The sequence below is a fragment of the Streptomyces sp. NPDC018019 genome (genome assembly GCF_044327805.1).
GTDB lineage: Bacteria > Actinomycetota > Actinomycetes > Streptomycetales > Streptomycetaceae > Streptomyces.
This window is the reverse complement of sequence record NZ_JBIRGD010000009.1, coordinates 16,826-36,910: the sequence shown is the minus strand read 5'-3', so window position 1 is coordinate 36,910 and position 20,085 is coordinate 16,826. Positions and strand designations below refer to the sequence as shown.

General features: G+C 69.8%; 19 protein-coding genes. 6 read left to right on the top strand and 13 right to left on the bottom strand.

Annotation, left to right across the window (positions count from 1 at the left end):
* Nucleotides 1-5: 5 nt before the first annotated feature.
* A complete protein-coding gene (locus ACH4FX_RS16915; protein ID WP_398479567.1) occupies nt 6-995 on the bottom strand; it encodes a hypothetical protein in 990 nt (329 codons plus the stop codon).
* A gap of 447 nt (nt 996-1,442) precedes the next feature.
* On the opposite strand from ACH4FX_RS16915, the gene ACH4FX_RS16910 reads away from it, so the two are divergent.
* The 5 genes from ACH4FX_RS16910 (at nt 1,443) to ACH4FX_RS16890 (ending at nt 7,720) form a co-directional block, all read left to right on the top strand.
* Nucleotides 1,443-2,474, top strand: a complete 1,032-nt coding sequence (locus ACH4FX_RS16910) for an ABC transporter permease (protein WP_398479565.1) — start codon at nt 1,443-1,445, stop codon at nt 2,472-2,474.
* Between the two features lie 89 nt (nt 2,475-2,563).
* Nucleotides 2,564-4,366, top strand: coding sequence for an ABC transporter substrate-binding protein (locus tag ACH4FX_RS16905; protein ID WP_398479563.1), 1,803 nt, complete (start codon nt 2,564-2,566; stop codon nt 4,364-4,366).
* A gap of 126 nt (nt 4,367-4,492) precedes the next feature.
* Nucleotides 4,493-5,470, top strand: a complete 978-nt coding sequence (locus tag ACH4FX_RS16900) for an ABC transporter permease (RefSeq protein ID WP_398479562.1) — start codon at nt 4,493-4,495, stop codon at nt 5,468-5,470.
* 10 nt (nt 5,471-5,480) lie between these two features.
* Entirely contained in the window at nt 5,481-6,554 is a 1,074-nt protein-coding gene (locus tag ACH4FX_RS16895) for an ABC transporter ATP-binding protein (protein ID WP_398479560.1), read from the top strand.
* 11 nt (nt 6,555-6,565) lie between these two features.
* Complete coding sequence (locus tag ACH4FX_RS16890; protein ID WP_398479558.1) at nt 6,566-7,720, top strand: ABC transporter ATP-binding protein; 1,155 nt, start codon at nt 6,566-6,568, stop codon at nt 7,718-7,720.
* A 53-nt stretch (nt 7,721-7,773) separates the two neighbouring features.
* Here ACH4FX_RS16890 and ACH4FX_RS16885 read toward each other — a convergent pair whose 3' ends face one another.
* From ACH4FX_RS16885 to ACH4FX_RS16850, 8 genes are all read right to left on the bottom strand, one after another.
* Nucleotides 7,774-8,844, bottom strand: a complete 1,071-nt coding sequence (locus tag ACH4FX_RS16885) for an ABC transporter ATP-binding protein (protein ID WP_398479556.1) — start codon at nt 8,842-8,844, stop codon at nt 7,774-7,776.
* Nucleotides 8,813-9,868 carry an ABC transporter ATP-binding protein gene (locus ACH4FX_RS16880; protein WP_398479555.1) on the bottom strand — a complete coding sequence of 352 codons (1,056 nt, stop codon included), beginning with the start codon at nt 9,866-9,868 and terminating at the stop codon, nt 8,813-8,815. Before ACH4FX_RS16880 ends, ACH4FX_RS16885 begins: the two co-directional genes overlap by 32 nt.
* An 11-nt stretch (nt 9,869-9,879) precedes the next feature.
* Nucleotides 9,880-10,890: an ABC transporter permease gene (locus tag ACH4FX_RS16875; protein ID WP_398479553.1), complete on the bottom strand. Its 1,011-nt coding sequence runs from the start codon at nt 10,888-10,890 to the stop codon at nt 9,880-9,882.
* Nucleotides 10,883-11,806 (bottom strand): ABC transporter permease, encoded by a 924-nt coding sequence (locus ACH4FX_RS16870; protein WP_398479551.1) that lies wholly within the window; start codon nt 11,804-11,806, stop codon nt 10,883-10,885. The genes ACH4FX_RS16875 and ACH4FX_RS16870 overlap by 8 nt, the downstream gene beginning before the upstream one ends.
* A gap of 15 nt (nt 11,807-11,821) precedes the next feature.
* A complete protein-coding gene (locus tag ACH4FX_RS16865; protein WP_398479549.1) occupies nt 11,822-13,444 on the bottom strand; it encodes an ABC transporter substrate-binding protein in 1,623 nt (540 codons plus the stop codon).
* 189 nt (nt 13,445-13,633) lie between these two features.
* Entirely contained in the window at nt 13,634-14,296 is a 663-nt protein-coding gene (locus tag ACH4FX_RS16860; RefSeq protein WP_398479547.1) for a hypothetical protein, read from the bottom strand.
* A 73-nt stretch (nt 14,297-14,369) separates the two neighbouring features.
* Entirely contained in the window at nt 14,370-14,570 is a 201-nt protein-coding gene (locus tag ACH4FX_RS16855) for a DUF397 domain-containing protein (RefSeq protein ID WP_398479545.1), read from the bottom strand.
* 10 nt (nt 14,571-14,580) lie between these two features.
* Nucleotides 14,581-15,444, bottom strand: a complete 864-nt coding sequence (locus ACH4FX_RS16850) for a helix-turn-helix domain-containing protein (protein ID WP_398479543.1) — start codon at nt 15,442-15,444, stop codon at nt 14,581-14,583.
* 134 nt (nt 15,445-15,578) lie between these two features.
* Between ACH4FX_RS16850 and ACH4FX_RS16845 the strand changes: the two genes are divergently transcribed.
* Nucleotides 15,579-15,983 carry an ATP-binding protein gene (locus tag ACH4FX_RS16845; RefSeq protein ID WP_398479541.1) on the top strand — a complete coding sequence of 135 codons (405 nt, stop codon included), beginning with the start codon at nt 15,579-15,581 and terminating at the stop codon, nt 15,981-15,983.
* A 98-nt stretch (nt 15,984-16,081) separates the two neighbouring features.
* Here ACH4FX_RS16845 and ACH4FX_RS16840 read toward each other — a convergent pair whose 3' ends face one another.
* The 4 genes from ACH4FX_RS16840 to ACH4FX_RS16825 are packed head-to-tail and all read right to left on the bottom strand — an operon-like array spanning nt 16,082 to nt 20,018.
* The gene (locus ACH4FX_RS16840) at nt 16,082-17,134 is read right to left on the bottom strand and encodes an ABC transporter ATP-binding protein (RefSeq protein WP_398479539.1); all 1,053 of its coding nucleotides are present in this window, start codon (nt 17,132-17,134) and stop codon (nt 16,082-16,084) included.
* Nucleotides 17,127-18,164 carry an ABC transporter ATP-binding protein gene (locus ACH4FX_RS16835; protein WP_398479537.1) on the bottom strand — a complete coding sequence of 346 codons (1,038 nt, stop codon included), beginning with the start codon at nt 18,162-18,164 and terminating at the stop codon, nt 17,127-17,129. Before ACH4FX_RS16835 ends, ACH4FX_RS16840 begins: the two co-directional genes overlap by 8 nt.
* Nucleotides 18,165-18,175: 11 nt before the next feature.
* Nucleotides 18,176-19,102, bottom strand: coding sequence for an ABC transporter permease (locus tag ACH4FX_RS16830; RefSeq protein ID WP_398479535.1), 927 nt, complete (start codon nt 19,100-19,102; stop codon nt 18,176-18,178).
* Complete coding sequence (locus tag ACH4FX_RS16825; RefSeq protein ID WP_398479533.1) at nt 19,095-20,018, bottom strand: ABC transporter permease; 924 nt, start codon at nt 20,016-20,018, stop codon at nt 19,095-19,097. The genes ACH4FX_RS16830 and ACH4FX_RS16825 overlap by 8 nt, the downstream gene beginning before the upstream one ends.
* Nucleotides 20,019-20,085 lie beyond the last annotated feature (67 nt).

Below are 20,085 nucleotides of genomic sequence, written 5' to 3'. Positions count from 1 at the left end.
CCGCCTCACCAGTTCGGCGGCAGCTTCGAAGGCGGGGCCGGCGGTGTGAAACCCGGCGGCAGCGGCCCGGCCTCGGGCCCGTGCGGACGGTCGCTATCGCCCGCACGGGCCAGCGCTGCCAGCGCCACGAGCCCGGCCAGGGTGACGAAGGCCATGGTGGCCACGTCCAGCTGACCGCGCGCGGACAGGGCGTGGAAGCGGCCGAGCAGTCCGGCGTGCTGTGCGGCCGCCAGAGCGGCGGCACCGTGTGCCAGCAGCAGCGCCGCGGCCAGCAGCCCAGTCGGCCGTATGGACACGGCGCGCTGGGCCGCGCCGAGGGCGGCTGCCAGGGCCAGCAGTACGAGTGACAGCAGGTACCAGTTCGGCGGCGGCTGCAACAGGGCGTGGAAGGCGCCGGCGTTCCCGATGACGCTGTCCCAGTACGGGCCCCATCCCAACTCGCGTACCCAGTGCACCTGCCAGCCTGCCAGCGCCAGCCCGGCGCCACCCAGCAGCAGGGCGGCCAGCGCGGCGGGCGCGAGACGCAGACGGCCGGCCGGGCAGCCGGCGCCGCTCCGGCCGGCCGAAGCGGTGATCAGCAGAAGCACGCTCAGCAGCAGCGCGGCACCGGCTGTGATCAGCGCCCACTCCCTGGCCCCCGGCTCCAGGCCGGACAGCCGCCCGCCGCCGAGGGTGCGCAGCAGCGGCGCCCGGAACAACAGCGTCGCGCCCGCCACCGCGGTCAGCGCGCACGGAGCGGACGGTGAGCGGCGCAGCACGGCCACCGCCGCGAGGAGGGAGGCGAGCCCCAGCACCGGGTCCAGCAGCGTGGTGGCCCAGGCCCGGAAGCCTTCCGGCCGTACCGGCTCGCCCGCCCACAACCACCAGACGTCCTGCGGGCGTTCGGCGAACCACAGGTCACGGGCGATCCATCCGGCACACAGCAGGGCGAGCAGCGCGCACAGCAGGGCGGCGAATCCCCCGGCACCCCGCGCGCGAGCCCTTCTCCGCCCCATGACGTGGCCCACCCCCTGCCGCCGCACGGACAGGTCTACTCCACTCACCGCACCGGGACAACAGTGCGAGGGCAGACGGCGGGCGGCGGGCCGGGCGCGGTCCCGGCCGGGGCGGTCACAGGGCCGCCCCGGCCGGTTCACGGCACCCGCACGGCCGTACGCTGTCCAGCGTGGCGCGTCCGTATATCGGCGTCGCGTCGGTCAAGTTGCCTTCACGTTAAAGACGTTGGGCACGATATGTCACCCATGCCGTACACGGCATACGCCTGTCAAGCACGCCGTGGCGTCAATCTGCGCACCCTTCGCTCAAGAAGCGGACACCACCCGGGCGAGCGTCCGTCGTCCTCTTGACTGCGACATAAATCACTTGCCAAAGTCCGCTCAACCAGCGGTGCGTAACAGCTCCGCTTCCTGTTCCAAGTGAACTCGGTGCGGGGGAACTTCGCGATGACCAGTCCGTCCCAGACCGCCGTGACACCGACCGATCCCACCGGACTCGGCCCCGGCGGCGCGGGGAAAATCAAGGGCAGCAAGGGCGGGGAACTGGTCGGCCGTTCCCCCGGCCAATTGATGTGGATCAGATTCCGGCGCGACCGGGCCGGAATGATCAGCGGCTGCGTCGTGCTCACGTTCTTCCTGATCGGCTTATTGGCGCCGGTGATCTCCAAGCTGTACGGCAAGGACCCGTACACCCGCTACGGGCAGATCACCCCGGGGCTGCTGGTCAACGGATATCCCGCGCAGCCGAACGGCGGCATCTCCAGCGAATTCTGGTTCGGCATCGAACCGGGACTCGGCCGGGACGTGTTCATGCAATTGATCTACGGCATCCGTACGACGCTCTACCTCTCGATCGCGATCACCGCGGTATCGGTGCTCACCGCCATCGTGATGGGCGTGGCGGCCGGCTACTTCGGCGGCCGGGTCGACTACTTCATCGGCCGGATCATCGACCTGCTGATGGCCTTTCCCAATCAGCTGTTCTTCGTCGCGTTCGTCCCCGTGGTCGGCGCGATCTTCGTGGCCCCCGAGGACGCGATGGCGACCTGGATGCGCTGTCTCATCCTGATCCTGGTGCTGTGGTTCCTGGGCTGGATGAGCCTGGCCCGGCTGCTGCGCGGTACCGTCCTGTCGCTGCGCGAACGGGAGTTCGTCGAGGCGGCCAAGGTCAGCGGGGCCTCTCCGGCCCGCATCATCCGGCGCGAGCTGCTGCCGAACGTCATGACGCCGATCCTGGTGCAGACGACGTACATGCTCCCCAACTTCGTCACCTCCATCGCGGGCCTGTCCTTCCTGGGCGTCGGCCTGGTCGAGCCCACCCCCGACTGGGGCCGGATGTTCGCCAACGCCGTCGACTACTACCGCAACGACATCACGTACTTGTTCTTCCCCGGCGTCGCGATGGTGATCTTCATCGTCGCGTTCAACCTCCTCGGGGATTCCGTCCGGGACGCCTTCGACCCGAAACGCGCCCGGTGAACCGTGTTTCACGGGGGGTGCTGCCACCCCAGCACCGCACACGTCAGGCAGCGGAGACGGAACTACGACAGGCAGGTGCATCCATCACCATGAACACACTCCGTACGCACAGAGCGCGCGCCACGGTCGTGGCGCTGTCCGCGGGGGCACTGGTCCTGACCGCCTGCAGCAGCGGGGCCGGCAAGGGAGCGGAGGACGACCAGGGCCGCAAGCAGGCGGAGAGCCAGCGCGCTCAGATCACCTTCGGCGACGCCAAGGCGTCCACCGGACCGGCGGAGCCGGTGCCCGGCGCGACCTCCGGCGGCACCATCAAGGTCTACCAGCGCGACACCTACGACCACCTGGACCCGGCCCAGATCTACGTGAGCGACGAGGGCACCCTGTCCACACTGCTGTTCCGCCGGCTGACCTCGTACCACATGGACAACAAGGGCAAGTACACGGTCGTCGGGGACCTGGCGACGGACAGCGGCAAGGCCACCGACGGCGGCCGGACCTGGACGTACACGCTGAAGAAGGGCCTGAAGTTCGAGGACGGCTCGCCGATCACCGCCAAGGACGTGCGGCACACCTTCGAGCGGCAGTTCGCGAACTTCATCTCCAACGGGCCGACGTACGTCCAGCGCTGGATGGCCGACGCGGAGGGCAACGAATACCGCAAGCTGCTGCCGGACGGCCCGTACAAGGGCAAGCACCTGCCCGACAGCGTGCTGGAGACACCGGACGACAGCACCATCCGCTTCCACTTCAAGAAGCCGGTCGGTGACCTGCCGTACGCGCTGGCCATGGCGGGCTACGCGGTCGTCCCGGAGAAGGGCGACACCAAGGAGCGGTACGACAAGGCCCCGGTCGCCTCCGGCCCGTACAAGATCCAGCCGGGGTCGTTCAAATCCGGAAAGGGCATGCAGCTGGTCCGCAACACCAACTGGGACCCGAACACGGACATCACCCGCCACCAGTACGTCGACCGGTTCGACATCCAGTTCGGCGTCTCCTACCCGGACTCGACGCAGCGGCTGATGTCCGACAGCGCCGACAACAAGACGGCCATCAGCTTCAACAACCAGGTCGACGCCGCCAGCCTCCAGCAGGTGGCCCGCGACCCGGACATCAAGAAGCGCTCCGTCTCCGGCTATCAGCCCTTCGTCGGCGTGATCAACTTCAATATGAAGCGCCTGAAGGACAAGAAGGTCCGCGAGGCCATCGCCCACGCCCTGCCCATCCAGGCCATCCTGGACGCGTACGGCACCCCGGGCGGCGGCGAGCTGGCCGGCAGCTACATCAGCCCGACGCTCACCGGCCACAAGGACATCGACCCGTACGGCAAGCTCAAGAAGCCGATGGGCGACGTGGAGAAGGCCAAGCAGCTGCTCAAGGAGGCCGGCAAGGTCGGCATGAAGCTGACCTTCGCGTACACCAACGCGCCCGAGCCGCAGAAGTACTCGGTCGCGGTCGCCGACAACCTGCGCAAGGCCGGCTTCAACGTGCAGAACAAGGACCTGCCCTCGGACACCTACTACGACATCATCGGCAAGGTCGACAACCAGTTCGACATCTACCCGTCCGCGTGGGGCGCCGACTGGCCCAGCTCGCTGACCGTGATCCCGCCGGTCTACGACGGCCGGCAGATCCAGGACAACGCGCCGAACTACTCGCACTACAACAACCCCGAGGTCAACAAGGAGATCGACCGGATCTCCCAGCTGACCGACCAGAAGAAGGCCGCGCACGACTGGTTCGCGCTCGGCGAGAAGATCCTCAAGGAGGACCTGCCGCAGCTGCCGACCTTCTACTACAAGCAGGTCCAGCTGCACGGTTCCAAGGTCGGCGGGGTCGTCAACAACGACATCATCAGCTCCGTCGACCCGACCAAGCTGTACGTGAAGAAGTAGCGGAGCCGGCGCTCCGGCGCCCGCGCGCCGTGCGCCGCAGGCGCCCGGTGTGCCCGTCGTCCCGGACGGGCACACCGGACCGGCGCACCCCCGTCCCTCTGGCTGCCCACGAGAGCTGCGACTGCCATGCTGCGTTTCCTCTTCCGCCGGTCCCTCGGCGCGATCGTGATCCTGCTGATCATCAGCGCGTTCACGTTCTTCCTCTTCTTCGCCGCCCCCCGGGATCCCGCGCTGCTGGCCTGCGGAAAGAACTGCACGCCCGACGCCATCGCAGTGATCCACAAGAATCTCGGGCTGGACAAGCCGGTGCCGGTCCAGTACTGGGAATTCATGTCCGGCATCGTCACCGGACGGGATTTCGCCCAGGGGCCGTGCCCGGCCCCGTGCTTCGGCTATTCGTTCGCCAACGGTGACCCCGTCTGGTCCACGATCGTGGACCGTTTCCCGACCACCGTCTCCCTGACCATCGGCGCCGCCGCGGTGTTCCTGACGGTGGGCGTCGGCACCGGAATGATCGCGGCCTGGAAGCAGGGCAAGCTGATCGACAAGATCTTCAGCTCGGCCTCGCTGGTGCTCTCCTCGATGCAGATCTATTTCGTCGGGCCGATCGTACTGGCGCTGCTGGTCTACAACCTCGGCTGGTTCGGGCAGCCGAAATACGTGCCGATCACCGAGGATCCGGCGGGCTGGTTCCTGGGGCTGATCATTCCCTGGTGCGTGCTGTCGATCATCTTCACCGCGCAGTACACCCGTATGGCGCGCTCATCGATGATCGAACAGTTGCAGGAGGACCACGTACGGACCGCGCGGGCCAAGGGAATGGCGTCCCGCCGGGTCTTCTTCCGCTATGCCTGGCGCGGCTCGCTGATTCCCATCGTCACCATTTTCGGCATCGACCTGGGGTCCCTCTTCGGCGGCGCGATGATCACCGAATACACCTTCGCGCTGCCCGGCCTGGGCACCCTCGCCGTGAAGTCGGTGCAGAACACCGATCTGCCCATGACCATGGGCGTGATGCTGTTCGCCGCGACCTTCATCATCCTGTTCAACATCGTGGTGGACGCCTGCTACGCGTTCATCGACCCGCGCGTGCGGCTGTCCTAGGAGAGACCCCGTGTCCACATCCACCCAGCCCGCGGACGTGCCGGGCCCGGCCGCCCCGGCGTCCTCCTCCCCGCCCTTCCTGTCCGTGCGCGACCTGTACGTACGGTTCGCCACCGAGGACGGCGTCGTCCAGGCGGTCGACGACCTCTCCTTCGACCTGGAGCGCGGCCGCACCCTCGGCATCGTCGGCGAGTCCGGTTCCGGCAAGTCGGTGACCAACCTCGCGATCCTGGGGCTGCACAACCCCAACTACACGACGATCGCGGGCGAGATCCTGCTGGACGGCCACGAGCTGACCGGCGCCCGGGAGAAGGACCTGGAGAAGCTGCGCGGCAACAAGATGGCGATGATCTTCCAGGACCCGCTGACGTCGCTCTCGCCGTACTACACGGTGGGCCGGCAGATCGCCGAGCCGTTCGTCAAGCACACCGGCGCGAGCAAGCGCGAGGGCCGGCGGCGGGCGATCGAGATGCTGGCCAAGGTGGGCATCCCGCAGCCGACGCTGCGGGTGGACGACTACCCGCACCAGTTCTCCGGCGGGATGCGGCAGCGCGCCATGATCGCCATGGCGCTGGTGTGCAACCCGTCCCTCCTGATCGCCGACGAGCCGACCACCGCGCTGGACGTGACCGTACAGGCGCAGATCCTGGACCTGCTCAAGGACCTCCAGCAGGAGTTCGGCTCCGCCATCATCCTGATCACCCACGACCTCGGGGTGGTCGCCAACACCGCCGACGAACTGCTCGTGATGTACGCCGGGCGGGCCGTGGAGCGCGGCACCGTCAAGGAGATCCTCAGCGAGCCGCGGCACCCGTACACCTGGGGCCTGCTGGGTTCGATGCCGCGGCTGTCGGCGAGCGTCGAGGAGCCGCTGACCCCGATCCCCGGCACGCCGCCGAGCCTGCTCGCACCGCCCTCCGGCTGCCCCTTCCATCCGCGCTGCGCCTTCCCCGGCGAGGTCGGCGGCACCCGCTGCCGGGACGAGCGCCCCCTGCTGGCGCCCGGGCGCGCCGCCGCCTGCCACCTGACCCCGGAACAGAAGCACACCCTGTTCACCGAACAGATCAAGCCCCGGCTCGGCTAGGAGCGACGACCATGAGCGCACCCGAAGACGTCATCGTGCCCGCGCCCCGGCCGGCCGCCACCGGGCCGGGCGAGCCGCTGCTGGTCGCCGAGCGCCTGACCAAGCACTTCCCGATCATGGCCGGGTTCCCGTTCAAGCGCCGGATCGGCGCGGTGCAGGCGGTGGACGGCATCGACCTGACCGTGCACGAGGGCGAGACCTTCGGGCTGGTCGGCGAGTCGGGCTGCGGCAAGTCCACCACCGGGCGGCTGCTGACCCGGCTGCTGGAGCCGACCGCGGGGACGATCACGTACCGGGGGCGGGACATCACCCACGCCGGGCGCCGGGAGCTGGCCCCGGTCCGCTCCGAGATCCAGATGATCTTCCAGGACCCGTACTCGTCGCTGAACCCCCGGCAGACGGTCGGCACCATCATCGGCGGGCCGATGGAGATCAACGGCATCGAGCCGCCGGGCGGCCGGGAGCACCGGGTGCGCGAGCTCCTGGAGACCGTCGGCCTCAACCCGGAGCACTACAACCGCTTCCCGCACGAGTTCTCCGGCGGCCAGCGCCAGCGCATCGGCGTCGCCCGCGCGCTCGCGCTGGAGCCGAAGCTGATCGTCGCGGACGAGCCGGTCTCCGCGCTGGACGTCTCGATCCAGGCCCAAGTGGTCAACCTCCTCCAGGAGTTGCAGCGCGAGCTGAACATCGCGTTCCTGTTCATCGCGCACGACCTGGCGATCGTGCGGCACTTCAGCCAGCGGGTCGCGGTGATGTACCTGGGCAAGATCGTCGAGTTGGGCGACCGGGACTCGATCTACCGCCGGCCGCGCCACCCGTACACCCACGCGCTGCTCTCCGCCGTCCCGGAGGCCCGGCTGCTGGACGCGCAGGAGGGGCCGGACGACCGCGAGCGCATCCGGCTGGCCGGGGACGTGCCGTCACCGATCGACCCGCCGTCCGGCTGCCGGTTCCGCACCCGCTGCTGGAAGGCGCGTGACAAGTGCGCCGCCGAGGAACCGCCGCTGGTGCAGATCACCGGCAACGTCGCGGGCCATGTGACGGCCTGTCACTACCCGGAGGAGCCCACCACGGCGGCACGGGACACGGACATCGTGCTGGACCCGGCGCTGGCGGCGATCGAGGACGCGGCGTCGGGGGCGGGAACGGAGAAGGCGGGACCGTGACGGCGGCGACCGCGGGTCCGTGAAGGCGGCGGGTCCGTCCGTACGGCCGTCCGTCAGCCGCCCGGCACGACCTGCCGCTCCTCCGCGAAGTGGCACGCCGAGGCGTGCCGGGCCGGCCCCGTCACCTGCTCGAACCCTTCCGGTACGGCCAGCGGCGGCACCTCCAGCGCGCAGCGCTCCCGCGCCTTCCAGCAGCGGGTGCGGAAGCGGCAGCCGGACGGCGGATCGGCGGGTGACGGCACGTCACCGGCCAGCAGGATGCGCTCGCGCCGGGTGCGCGCCTCGGGGTCCGGCACGGGTACGGCGGACAGCAGCGCCTGTGTGTACGGGTGCGTCGGATGGCCGTAGATCTCCTCCTCCGTACCGGTCTCGACGAAGCGGCCGAGGTACATCACGGCGACCCGGTCGGAGATGTGCCGCACCACCGACAGGTCGTGCGCGATGAAGACGTACGACAGGTCGAACTCGTCCTGGAGGCGTTCCAGCAGGTTGACCACCTGTGCCTGGACGGACACGTCCAGCGCGGACACCGGCTCGTCGCAGATGATGATCTCCGGGTGGAGCGCGAGGCCGCGGGCGATGCCGATGCGCTGGCGCTGGCCGCCGGAGAACTGGTGCGGGTAGCGGTTGATGTACTCGGGATTGAGCCCGACCACGTCCAGCAGCTCCTGGACCTTCCTGCGCCGGTCGCCCTTCGGGGCCGCCTCCGGGTGGATCTCGTACGGCTCGCCGATGATGTCGCCGACCGTCATCCGCGGGTTCAGCGAGGTGTACGGGTCCTGGAAGACCATCTGGATGTTGCGGCGCACCGCCTTCAGCGCGCGCCCGGACAGCCGGGTGATGTCCTCGCCCCGGTACAGGATCCGGCCGCCGGTCGGCTTCTCCAGCCCCACCAGCATCTTGGCGACCGTCGACTTGCCGCACCCGGACTCGCCGACGATGCCCAGCGTCTCCCCTTTGCGCAGCTCGAAGGAGACGGTGTCCACCGCCTTGACCGAGCCGATCTGCTTGCGCAGCACGATGCCCCGGGTCAGCGGGTAGTGCTTGGCCAGCTCCCGTACGTCGAGGACCGGCTCCCCGGCGCCGTCCGCCTCAGTGTTCACCGGCGCGGCCTCCCTGCTCACCGACGGTCTCCTCCCAGAAGTGGCACGCGCTGGCCCGGCCCGGCGCCACGTCGAAGAGCGGCGGCCGGTCCGTACGGCAGATGTCCCGCGCCTTGGGGCAGCGCGGATGGAACGGGCAGCCCGGCGGGATCGCGGTCAGGCTGGGCGGCAGGCCCTTGATCGCGTACAGCTCCCGGCCCTTGCGGTCCAGGCGGGGGATGGAGTCGAGCAGGCCGCGGGTGTAGGGGTGCGCGGGCGCCCGGTAGAGGTCGTGGACGGGGGCGGTCTCCACGATCCGGCCCGCGTACATGACGGCGATCCGGTCGGCGACGTCGGCGACCACGCCCAGGTCGTGGGTGATCAGGACGAGCCCCATCGCGTACTCCCGGCGCAGCTCCGCGAGCAGGTCCATGACCTGCGCCTGGACCGTCACGTCGAGGGCCGTGGTGGGCTCGTCCGCGATGATCAGGTCCGGCTCCAGGGCCAGCGCCATCGCGATCATGATGCGCTGGCGCATGCCCCCGCTGAACTGGTGCGGGTAGTCGCCCACCCGGCTCCGGGCGGCCGGGATGCGCACCCGGTCCATCAGCTCGACGGCGCGGGCCCGTGCCGCCTTGCGCGACATGCCGCGGTGCACCTCGAACAGCTCCCCCAGCTGCGCCCCCACGCTCAGCACGGGGTTGAGCGCCGACAGCGCGTCCTGGAAGATCATCGCCAGCTTGGTGCCGCGGGTCCGGCGCCGTTCCTCGGCGCCCATCCGGAGCAGGTCCCGGCCGTGGAAGAGGATCTCGCCGCCCGTGATGTGTCCGGGCGGAGTATCGAGGATGCCCATCACCGCCTGCGCGGTGACCGACTTGCCCGACCCCGACTCGCCCAGCACGGCCAGCGTCTCCCCCGCGAAGACCGTGTAGCCGACGCCGTTGACCGCGTGCGCGATCCCGTCCCGGGTACGGAATTCGACCTGGAGCCCGCGGACCTCCAGCAGCGCGCCGCCGTCCACCGGGGCACCGCGGGCGCCCGTCCCTTGTGTCCCCTCAGCCGTCATCCACCGTCTCCTCAGCGCAACTTGGGGTCGAGGGCGTCGCGCACCGCGTCGCCGAGCATGATGAACGCCAGCACGGTCAGGCTGAGCGCGCCCGCGGGCCAGAGCAGCATGTGCGGCGCGTTGCGGATCTGTTTGGACGCCTCGGAGATGTCGATGCCCCAGGAGACGGTCGGCGGCTTCAGGCCCACGCCCAGGTAGGACAGCGTCGCCTCCAGCGCGATGTACGTACCGAGCGCGATGGTCGCCACCACGATCACCGGCGCGACCGCGTTGGGCGCCAGGTGCCGCAGCAGCAGGCGGGTGTTCCCGGCCCCCAGCGCCCGCGCCGCCTGGACGAAGTCGGCCTGTTTGACGGTCAGGACGGAGCCGCGCGCGATCCGGGCGAGCTGCGGCCAGCCCAGCAGCACGATGAACCCGACGACCGGCCACACCGACCCGGACGGCACGACGGACAGGAAGACCAGGCCGCCCAGCAGCATCGGGATGGCGAAGAACATGTCGGCGATCCGGGAGAGCAGCGCGTCCCACCAGCCGCCGAAGAACCCGGCGAGGCCGCCCAGCACCCCGCCGAGCAGCGCGGCCCCGGCCGTCGCGCAGACGCCGACCGTCACGGAGGCGCGGGCGCCGTACACCGTGCGCGCGAAGACGTCGCATCCCTGGGTGTCGAAGCCGAAGGGGTGGCCGGCCCGCGCACCCTCCTGGGAGAGGGTGATGTCGCAGTCGAGCGGGTCGGTGCCGGTCAGCAGGGACGGCCGGACGGCGATCAGGACGAAGAAGACGATCAGCAGCCCGGAGACCAGGAAGACCGGGTTGCGGCGCAGGTCGTGCCAGGCGTCCGACCACAGGCTGCGGGCCCGGCCGGCGGGGGGCTGGGCGCCCGTCCCGTCCGGTGAACCCGGGGCGCCGGGCACTTCCGGGGTGGCCGCGAGCACGCCCACGGACTCCGCCTCGGCGGCGGGCAGCGACGCCTTGCCGCCCGGCGACTGGAACGGCTCCGGACGTTCGGGCGCGGGTTCAGGCATAGCGGATCCTCGGGTCGAGCACGGCGTACAGGAGGTCGACGATCAGGTTCGCCAGCAGGAAGACGATGACCAGGACGGTCACGAAGCCGACGACGGTCGGGGAGTTCTGCCGGACGATGCCCTGGTACAGCTCGTAGCCGACGCCGTGCACGTTGAAGATCCGCTCGGTGACCACCGCGCCGCCCATCAGGGTGCCGACGTCGGCGCCGATGAAGGTGACCACCGGGATCAGCGAGTTGCGCAGCAGGTGCCGGACGACGATCCGCCGCCGGGGCACTCCCTTGGCGACGGCCGTCCGGACGTAGTCGGCGCGGGCGTTCTCGGCGATCGACGTACGGGTGAGCCGGGTGACGTACGCCAGCGACACCAGCGCCAGTACGCAGCCGGGCAGCAGCAGCGCGTCCAGGGGCGCGCCGATCGGGACGGCCGGGGTGACCCACGCCCACTTCACGCCCAGCAGGTACTGGAGCACATAGCCGCTGACGAACGTCGGCACGGACACCACGATCAGGGTGAGCACCAGCACCCCGGTGTCCAGCAGCCGGCCGCGCCGCAGCCCGCTGAGCACGCCCAGCGTCACGCCGACGACGATCTCCGCGACGATGGCGACGGCGGTCAGCCGCAGGGTGACCGGGAAGGCGGTGCCCATCTTGTCCAGGACCTGCAAGCCGTCGAACGTGGTGCCGAAATTCCCGGTGAAGATCTGCCCCATGTAATGCAGGTACTGCTGCCACAGCGGCTGGTCCAAATGGAGTTCGCGGCGGATCTGCGCGGCGGTCGCGGGGTCGGGTGCGCGGTCGCCGGAGAGCGCGGCGACCGGGTCGCCGAGCGCGTACACCATCACGAAAATCAGGAAGGTGGCACCGATGAACACCGGCACCATCTGCAGCAGCCGCCGGATCACGTAACGCCCCATGGCCGTCCGCCCGCCTCAGTCCTTGATGGTGATCTGGTCGTACACCGGAACGCTGAAGGGATTCAGGGCGACGTGCTCGACCCGGTCCGTGTAACCGCCGCTGCCGTTCTGGTACCAGAGCGGAATCGCGGGCATTTCCCGGGCGAGGATGCGCTCGGCCCGGTGGTAGGTGTCGTTGACCTGCCGCTGCTCGCTCTCCGCGTTCGCGCGGCTCACCAGCCGGTCGAATTCCTTGTTGCTCCAGCCGGAGTCGTTGGACGAAGCGCCGGTGAAATACTGGCTCTGCAGAAAGGTCTGGATCAGCGGGTAGTCCATCTGCCAGCCGGCGCGGTACGGGCCGCTCATCTTCTTCTGGGTGACCTTGCTGCGGTAATCGGCGAAGGTGCCCATCGGGCTGCCGTCGCACACATGGCGTCCCAGCGCCCGGTTGACGCTGTTGCACAGGGCGTCCACCCACAGTTTGTGCGAGCCGGTATCCGCGTTGTACGTCACCTTCATCGAACCGCCGGGAATCCCGCCGCCTTCGGCGATCAGCTTGCGGGCCCCGGCGGGGTCGTACGTGCACGCCGTACCGCACAGTCCCGCCTGGTAGCCGCCGTGCTCGCCGAGGGCCATCGCGGTCCAGTCGGTGGCCGGCGTGCGGGTACCCCGGAAGATCTGCCGGGTGATCGCCGGCCGGTTGATGGCCATCGAGATGCCCCGCCGGACCTTTTCCATCCCGGGCTTCGACCAGTTCTCGTCGTACATCGGGAACGACAGCGTCTGAATGATTCCGGCGGGCTGGTTGATGTAGCGCCCTTTCAGGTCCTTCGCCACGTGCTTCAGCTGTGCGGCCGGCACGTCGTCGACGAGGTCGAGGTTCCCCGCCATCAAGTCGGTGTAAGCGGTGTCGTTGTCCGTGTAGACCTGGAGATCGACCCCGCCGTTCCGCGCCTTGTCCGGCCCCGGGTATTCCTTCCAGGTCCGCAGCCGCATGATGCCGCCCTTGGCGTACGACTGGACGGCGTACGGCCCGTTGCCGACCGGCTTCGCCAGCCAGGCGTCGTGATCGGTGAAGAACATCCGGGGCAGCGGCAGGAAGGCGTTGTAGCCGAGCAGCTCCGGCCACAGCCCGAATTTCTGGTTCAGCCGCACCGTGAACGTCAGCTCGTCCTTGACCCGCAGACCGCGCATCGTCTTCGCGGCCGGCTTCGCCCCGGACCCTTCCGGATGCACCTCGTCGTATCCCTCCACATAACTGAAGAACGGCGCACCCAGCTGCCGGTTGGTGACCAGCGCCCCGTAATTCCAGGCGTCCACGAAGGACCGGGCCGTCACCTTCTCCCCGTTGCTGAAGCGCCACCCGGGCTTGAGCTTCACGGTGAAATTCCGCGCGTCCGCCGACTCGATCGACTCGGCCACCATGTTCTCGGGCACGGCGGTCCGCGGGTTGTACCGCTTCAGCCCCCGGAAGGCCAGGTCGAGCACCTTGCCGCCCTGCACGTCGGTGGTGTTGGCCGGCTCCACCGGGTTCTGCGGATCGCCCCAGGAGGCCCGTACGACGCTGGGATCCTGCCCGCCCCCGCCGCACCCGGCGGCCGCCAGGGCCACCACGGCCGCCGCGAAGAACGCCGGACCGGCGCGCAAGGCTCCGCGCAACGAGCTGCCTCCTCAGAGCTGGTGCCGGGCACCCCACGACGCCCCGGCCTGCCGGCCCCAACCTGACACCTCACGCGCCCCCGGCCCGCCAGCCGGGGCCCAACACGGGCGAGAACCCCCCGTTCGAGCGATCTTCGGCACCCGGCGAGCGCCCCGCGGCGGGTCCGGCAGGCGGCCCGGCTCCCGGCCTCACCGGTCGTCGTGGGGCTCGCACCCGGTGCCGTCGCCGTCCCGGTCGAGGCGGTGCGGGTCGGAGGGCCCGACGTGGGTCGGTCCGTCGAGGTCGGAGCAGTCGAGGTCGGGCTCGCTCGTCGACGGGCCGGGGCGGGGGGAGCCGCCGGTCCCGTCGCTCGGCGTCGGGCCCACCACCGCCCGGATGTCCGCGGCGACGATGGCCCCGTCCCGGACGGTGTAGGTACCGGCGAAGGACCGTACGGACCCGTCCCGCTGCTCGGCGTCCAGCGTGACGGAGACCGTCCCGCCCCGGACGCCGGTGATGCGGACGGTGTCATGCGCGGTGTCCGCGAAGCCCGCCACGAAGGCGTCGTACGAGCCGCCGAGGTGCTTGCCGCCGAGGTCCCAGGCACGGCGGAAGTCGCGCGCGTTGACGGCCGCGTAGTAGTCCTCGACGACGGCGGCGGCGTCCCGCGCGGTGGCCGTCTCCTCCGGCGCCGCGGTGGACTCGGCGGAGCCGGAGGGCGCCGGCGTGGGCTCGCCGGTGACGGTACGGGTGCTGGTGACCGTGGTGGGGCTGCCGTCCGGCCCGTCCCCGCCGGAGGAGCCGCAGCCTGCCAGCACGGCGGCGGTCGCCGCGAGAACGACGGCGGACGCCGGGACGCATCGGCGGCGCATCGGCCTCACCCCGCCCGGTGGAACGGTACCTACGGCTCCAGTCTGCGCCGCCCGCCGCGGCCCCGCCCGTGGATCACCAGGACGCGGGGTCGAAGGCGCCCGCCTTCACGCCCCGCACCAGCTCCCCGAGCGCGCCCGCGGACACCTCCAGCACCGTTTCCGGCTCCGCGCTCTCCCGCATCCGCCGGCGCCCGTCGGGCCCGGCGGCCACCTCCACACACGCCTCGGTGTGCCCCTCGCTGAAGCTGGACTTCCGCCACTCGAACCGGGACATGTACACCTTCCTAGAGCAGGGGGTACAGAAGTCGCTCGATGAGTCTGACCGTGTCTTTCGAACGCTGCGCCGCGGGCGGCAGCGCCGCCTCCGCCAGCTTAGCGAACGTGTGCGCGTACCGGTCGACGGCGTCGGCGTCGCCCAGGTACAGGGAGTTCTCGACGTGCGGGACCACCACCGTCGACAGTTCCCGCACGGGCGGCATCAGCACCGTGAAGGGGGCACCGAAGGCCACCGGCCCTTCGAACGGGAGCACTTGGAGCGTCACGTTCGGCAGGCGGCACGCGTCGAGCAGACGCAGCAGCTGGTCCCGCATGAGCTGGCGGCCCCCGAAGGTGACACGCAGCGCGGCTTCGTGCACGACCGCGTGCAGCCTCGGTGCCCCCTCCCCCGCCAGGACCCGCTGCCTCTCCACCCGGAACTCCACCGCGGCCGCCTCCGCGCTGCGGGGCACGTCCACGTACCCGCCGCGGTGCACGGCCGTGGCGTACGCCCGCGTCTGCAGCAGGCCGGGGACGAACAGCGGCTCGTAGCAGGCGATGGACTCGGCGCCCGCCTCCAGTTCGGCGAAGTCGAGCAGCGGCGCCCGGACGCTGTTCCGGTACACGCTCCACCACCCTTTTCCGGTCTGCCGGCCGAGGGCGATCAGCGCTTCGACGTATGCGGCGTCGATCCCCTCCACCGCGGCGGCGAGGGCGCGCAGCCGCTCGGCGGACAGGCTCGTGCGCCCGCTCTCGACGTTGCTGATGTGTGATTGGTGCATCCCCATGACGGCGGCACTCTCCCCCACCGACAGCTTCGCGCGCTCGCGCAGCTTCCGCACTTCCGCTCCGAAGCGCCGCTGGCGATACGTGGGATTGGCGCGCAGGCCCATCGGTCCCTCCCTCGATGCACGCGAGCAGTATTTCGCAACTCCGCATTCCCGCAATGAGGTTGTGAATAGGTAACCCTAGTCGCTACCTTGAGTGCGGCACCAGTCACAGACTGCACTCACCTGGAGGCTGCCTCATGAGCACGCCCAGCGAGACCTGGTCCTACGGCTTGTTCATTCCGCACGACCCCCGGGCGGTCGGTGTCGTCAGAGCCGCGCTGCGGCACATCCTGGACGGGGCCGGGCTGGACTGCCTGGCGGAGACGGCGGAGCTGATGGTGTCGGAGCTGGTGACCAACTCGTACCAGTACGCGAAGACCGACGCGTACGTGAGCGTGGACCGTTCGCCGTTCGACCTCACCATCGCCGTGTGGGACACCGGCCCGGGCGTGCCGGAGCAGCAGAAGGCCGCGGTGGACGAGGAGTACGGCCGGGGGCTGGGGATCGTGGACGCCTGCGCCGACAGCTGGGGGGTGCGGGACTATCCGAACGGAAAGGCGGTGTGGTTCACGCTGGCGCCCAAAGGAGGGGCGGAGGGGTAGGCCCGGGAGTGCGGGTGTGACGGCGGCGGCCGGGAACGCGTACGGGGGCGCGCGGAGCACGGAGCTCCGGGCGCCCCCGCGTACGGGTACGGGCCGGCTCAGGCCGCGCCGACCACGTCCTTCTCCTCCGCGAAGTGGCAGGCGGACTCGTGTGCCGCCAGGCTGTCCGAGGACGCGAAGCGCTCCGGGACGGCGAGCAGCGGCACCTCTTCGGCGCACTTGTCCTGCGCCTTCCAGCAGCGGGTGCGGAAGCGGCAGCCGGACGGCGGGTTGGCCGGGGACGGCACGTCGCCGGTCAGGATGATCCGCTCGCGCCCCTCGCGCGCCTCGGGGTCCGGGACGGGGACCGCCGAGAGCAGCGCCTGCGTGTACGGGTGGGTCGGGTGCTCGTAGATCTGCTCGTCGGTGCCGATCTCCGCCATCTTGCCGAGGTACATGACCCCGACCCGGTCGGAGATGTGCCGGACGATGGACAGGTCGTGCGCGATGAAGAGGTAGGAGAGGTTGAACTCGTCCTGGAGCTTCTCCATCAGGTTGATGACCTGTGCCTGGACCGACACGTCCAGCGCCGAGACCGGCTCGTCGCAGATGATGATCTCCGGGTTGAGCGCGAGGCCGCGGGCGATGCCGATGCGCTGGCGCTGGCCGCCGGAGAACTGGTGCGGATAGCGGTTGAGGTACTCGGGGTTGAGGCCGACGACGTCGAGGAGTTCCTGCACCTTGCGGCGCCGGTCGCCCTTGGGGGCCACCTCGGGGTGGATGTCGAAGGGCTCGCCGATGATGTCGCCGACCGTCATACGCGGGTTGAGCGAGGTGTACGGGTCCTGGAAGACCATCTGGATGTTGCGGCGCACCGCCTTCAGCGCGCGCCCCGACAGCCGGGTGATGTCCTCGCCCTTGTAGAAGACCTCGCCGGACGTCGCCCGTTCCAGGTTCATCAGCAGCTTGGCGACGGTGGACTTGCCGCAGCCGGACTCGCCGACGATGCCGAGCGTCTCGCCCTGGTACAGCTCGAAGGAGATGCCGTCCACGGCCTTGACCGCGCCGACCTGCTTCTTGAACAGGATGCCCTGGGTGAGCGGGAAGTGCTTGACCAGGTTGCGGACTTCGAGGATGGGCTCGCGCCGCGCGTCCTTCTTCGGCTCAGCCATTGATCGTTTCCTCCCAGAAGTGGCACGCGCTGCCGCGGGCGTCGGTGACGGTGTGCAGTGCCGGCACCTCCGTACGGCAGATGTCCTGCGCCTTCGGGCAGCGCGGGTTGAACGCGCAACCCGGCGGGATGTTGAGCAGGTTGGGCGGCAGGCCCTTGATCGCGTACAGCTCCTGGCCCTTCTGGTCCAGGCGCGGGATGGAGTCGAGCAGACCGCGGGTGTACGGGTGCGCGGGGCTCTTGTAGAGCTCGTGCACGGGAGCGTGCTCGACGATCCGGCCCGCGTACATCACCGCGATCTTGTCGGCGACGTCGGCGACCACGCCCAGGTCGTGGGTGATCAGGATCAGACCCATGTGGTACTCGCGCTGGAGCTCCGCGAGCAGGTCCATGACCTGCGCCTGGACGGTCACGTCCAGGGCGGTGGTGGGCTCGTCCGCGATGATCAGGTCCGGCTCCAGGGCCAGCGCCATCGCGATCATGATGCGCTGGCGCATACCGCCGGAGAACTGGTGGGGGTAGTCGCCCACCCGCTTCGCGGCGGCCGGGATCTTCACCCGGTCCATCAGCTCGACGGACTTGGCCTTGGCGTCCTTCTTGCTCAGGCCCTGGTGGACCCGGAACATCTCGCCGAGCTGGTAGCCCACGCTGAGCACCGGGTTGAGGGAGGACAGCGCGTCCTGGAAGATCATGGCGATCTTGGCGCCGCGGATCTTGCGGCGCTGCTCGCCGGACATCTTCAGCATGTCCTGCCCGCGGAAGAGGATCTCCCCCTGCGGGATCTTGGCCGGCGGCATGTCGAGGATGCCCATGATGGCCTGGGCCGTGACGGACTTGCCGGACCCGGACTCACCGAGCACGGCGAGCGTCTCGCCCGCGCTGACGCTGTAGTTGACGCCGTTGACGGCCTTGACGACACCGTCGCGGGTGTGGAATTCCACGTGCAGGTCGCGGACCTGGAGCAGCGGTTCGCCGCTCTGGTCCCCGGACCGCTGTGCGGGAACGTCCGCGGTTTTGGAGATGGTGGTCACGTACGCCTCCCTCAGCGCAGCTTGGGGTCGAGGGCGTCGCGCACCGCGTCGCCGAGCATGATGAACGCCAGCACGGTGATGCTCAGGGCGCCCGCCGGGTAGAGCAGCATGTGCGGCGCGTTGCGCACATCCGTGGCGGCGGTGGAGATGTCGATGCCCCAGGAGACCGTCGGCGGCTTGAGGCCGACGCCCAGGAACGACAGCGTGGCCTCCAGGGAGACATAGGTACCGAGCGCGATGGTGGCCACGACGATCACCGGCGCCAGGGCGTTCGGGGTGATGTGCCGCAGCAGCATCCGCGAGGTGCTCGCGCCCAGGGCCCGCGCCGCCTGCACGTAGTCCTGCTGCTTGGCGGTGATCACCGCGCCGCGCGCGATACGCGCGATCTGCGGCCAGCCCAGGATCGCCATCAGCAGCACGACGGTGAAGAGCGAGCCGCCCTTGATGACGGACAGGAAGACGATGCCGCCCAGCAGGATCGGGATGCCGAAGAAGATGTCGCCGATCCGGGAGAGGATCGAGTCCCACCAGCCGCCGAAGAAGCCGGCCAGACCGCCCATGACGCAGCCGAACGCGGCGGCGAGCAGGGTGGTGCAGACACCGACGACGACCGAGGCCCGGGCGCCGTAGACGGTGCGGGCGTAGACGTCGCAGCCCTGGGCGTTGAAGCCGAAGGGGTGGCCGTCGCTCGCGCCCTGCTTGGACCGGGTGATGTCACAGGCGTACGGGCTGGTGCTGGTCAGCAGGCTCGGCCAGATCGAGATGACGACCAGGAAGAGGATCAGCACCGCGGAGATGTAGAAGATGGGGTTGCGCCGCAGGTCGCGCCAGGCGTCGCCCCACAGGCTGCGGGGTTTGTCCGCCTTCAGCTCCACGCCGACGACAGCGGCCGCGTCCACGGGGGCCTGGGTGTGCACGGAGGTGTCGGTGTCAGGCATAACGGATCCTCGGGTCCAGGACCGCGTAAAGCAGGTCGACGAGCAGGTTGGCGGCGAGGAAGACGACCACGAGGATGGTCACGAAGCCCACCACCGTCGGCGAGTTCTGCCGCAGGATGCCCTGGTAGAGCTGGTAGCCGACGCCCTGGATGTTGAAGATCCGCTCGGTGACGACCGCGCCGGCCATCAGGCCGCCGATGTCGGTGCCGAGGAAGGTGACGACGGGGATCAGCGAGTTGCGCAGCAGGTGGACGGTGACCACCCGGCGGCGCGGCAGACCCTTGGCGGTGGCGGTGCGGATGTAGTCCGAGCGCAGGTTCTCCGCGATCGAGGTACGGGTGAGCCGGGACACGTAGGCCAGCGAGACACCCGCCAGCACGATGCCGGGCAGCAGCAGTTCGTCCAGGGTGGCGTCGATGGAGACCGCCGGGGCGGCCCAGGCGAGCTTCACGCCGACGAAGTACTGCAGCACGTAGCCGGTGACGAAGGTGGGGATCGAGATCACCAGCAGCGTGAAGACCAGCACGCCGGTGTCCACGGTCCGGCCGCGGCGCAGACCGGCGACGACGCCCAGCGTCAGGCCGACCACCAGCTCGATGACGAAGGCCACCAGCGTCAGCCTGATGGTGTTCGGGAAGGCGTTGCCCATCAGTTCCACGACCGGGGTGCCGTTGAAGGACGTACCGAAGTCGCCCTGGAAGATCCCGGCCATGTATTGCAGGTACTGGCTCCACAACGGGTCGTTGAGGTGCAGGGACTCCCGGATCTGCGCGGCGGTGGCCGGGTCCGGTGTCCGGTCTCCGAACATGGCGGCGACGGGGTCGCCGATCGCGTAGACCATGACGAAGATCAGGAAAGTGGTGCCGATGAAGACGGGCACCATCTGGAGCAGTCGTCGTATGACGTAGCGCCCCATGTGTCCTCCAGGAAAGCGCCGACGCGGGAACAGCCGGACCCGATGCGCACGGGTACCGACTGTCCCC

Bases quoted from the DNA above. Each gene is read 5' to 3' on its own strand.
- ACH4FX_RS16915 (WP_398479567.1), bottom strand. From the start codon at position 995: ATGGGGCGGAGAAGGGCTCGCGCGCGGGGTGCCGGGGGATTCGCCGCC.
- ACH4FX_RS16910 (WP_398479565.1), top strand. From the start codon at position 1,443: ATGACCAGTCCGTCCCAGACCGCCGTGACACCGACCGATCCCACCGGA.
- ACH4FX_RS16905 (WP_398479563.1), top strand. From the start codon at position 2,564: ATGAACACACTCCGTACGCACAGAGCGCGCGCCACGGTCGTGGCGCTG.
- ACH4FX_RS16900 (WP_398479562.1), top strand. From the start codon at position 4,493: ATGCTGCGTTTCCTCTTCCGCCGGTCCCTCGGCGCGATCGTGATCCTG.
- ACH4FX_RS16890 (WP_398479558.1), top strand. From the start codon at position 6,566: ATGAGCGCACCCGAAGACGTCATCGTGCCCGCGCCCCGGCCGGCCGCC.
- ACH4FX_RS16880 (WP_398479555.1), bottom strand. From the start codon at position 9,868: ATGACGGCTGAGGGGACACAAGGGACGGGCGCCCGCGGTGCCCCGGTG.
- ACH4FX_RS16875 (WP_398479553.1), bottom strand. From the start codon at position 10,890: ATGCCTGAACCCGCGCCCGAACGTCCGGAGCCGTTCCAGTCGCCGGGC.
- ACH4FX_RS16870 (WP_398479551.1), bottom strand. From the start codon at position 11,806: ATGGGGCGTTACGTGATCCGGCGGCTGCTGCAGATGGTGCCGGTGTTC.
- ACH4FX_RS16860 (WP_398479547.1), bottom strand. From the start codon at position 14,296: ATGCGCCGCCGATGCGTCCCGGCGTCCGCCGTCGTTCTCGCGGCGACC.
- ACH4FX_RS16855 (WP_398479545.1), bottom strand. From the start codon at position 14,570: ATGTCCCGGTTCGAGTGGCGGAAGTCCAGCTTCAGCGAGGGGCACACC.
- ACH4FX_RS16850 (WP_398479543.1), bottom strand. From the start codon at position 15,444: ATGGGCCTGCGCGCCAATCCCACGTATCGCCAGCGGCGCTTCGGAGCG.
- ACH4FX_RS16845 (WP_398479541.1), top strand. From the start codon at position 15,579: ATGAGCACGCCCAGCGAGACCTGGTCCTACGGCTTGTTCATTCCGCAC.
- ACH4FX_RS16840 (WP_398479539.1), bottom strand. From the start codon at position 17,134: ATGGCTGAGCCGAAGAAGGACGCGCGGCGCGAGCCCATCCTCGAAGTC.
- ACH4FX_RS16830 (WP_398479535.1), bottom strand. From the start codon at position 19,102: ATGCCTGACACCGACACCTCCGTGCACACCCAGGCCCCCGTGGACGCG.
- ACH4FX_RS16825 (WP_398479533.1), bottom strand. From the start codon at position 20,018: ATGGGGCGCTACGTCATACGACGACTGCTCCAGATGGTGCCCGTCTTC.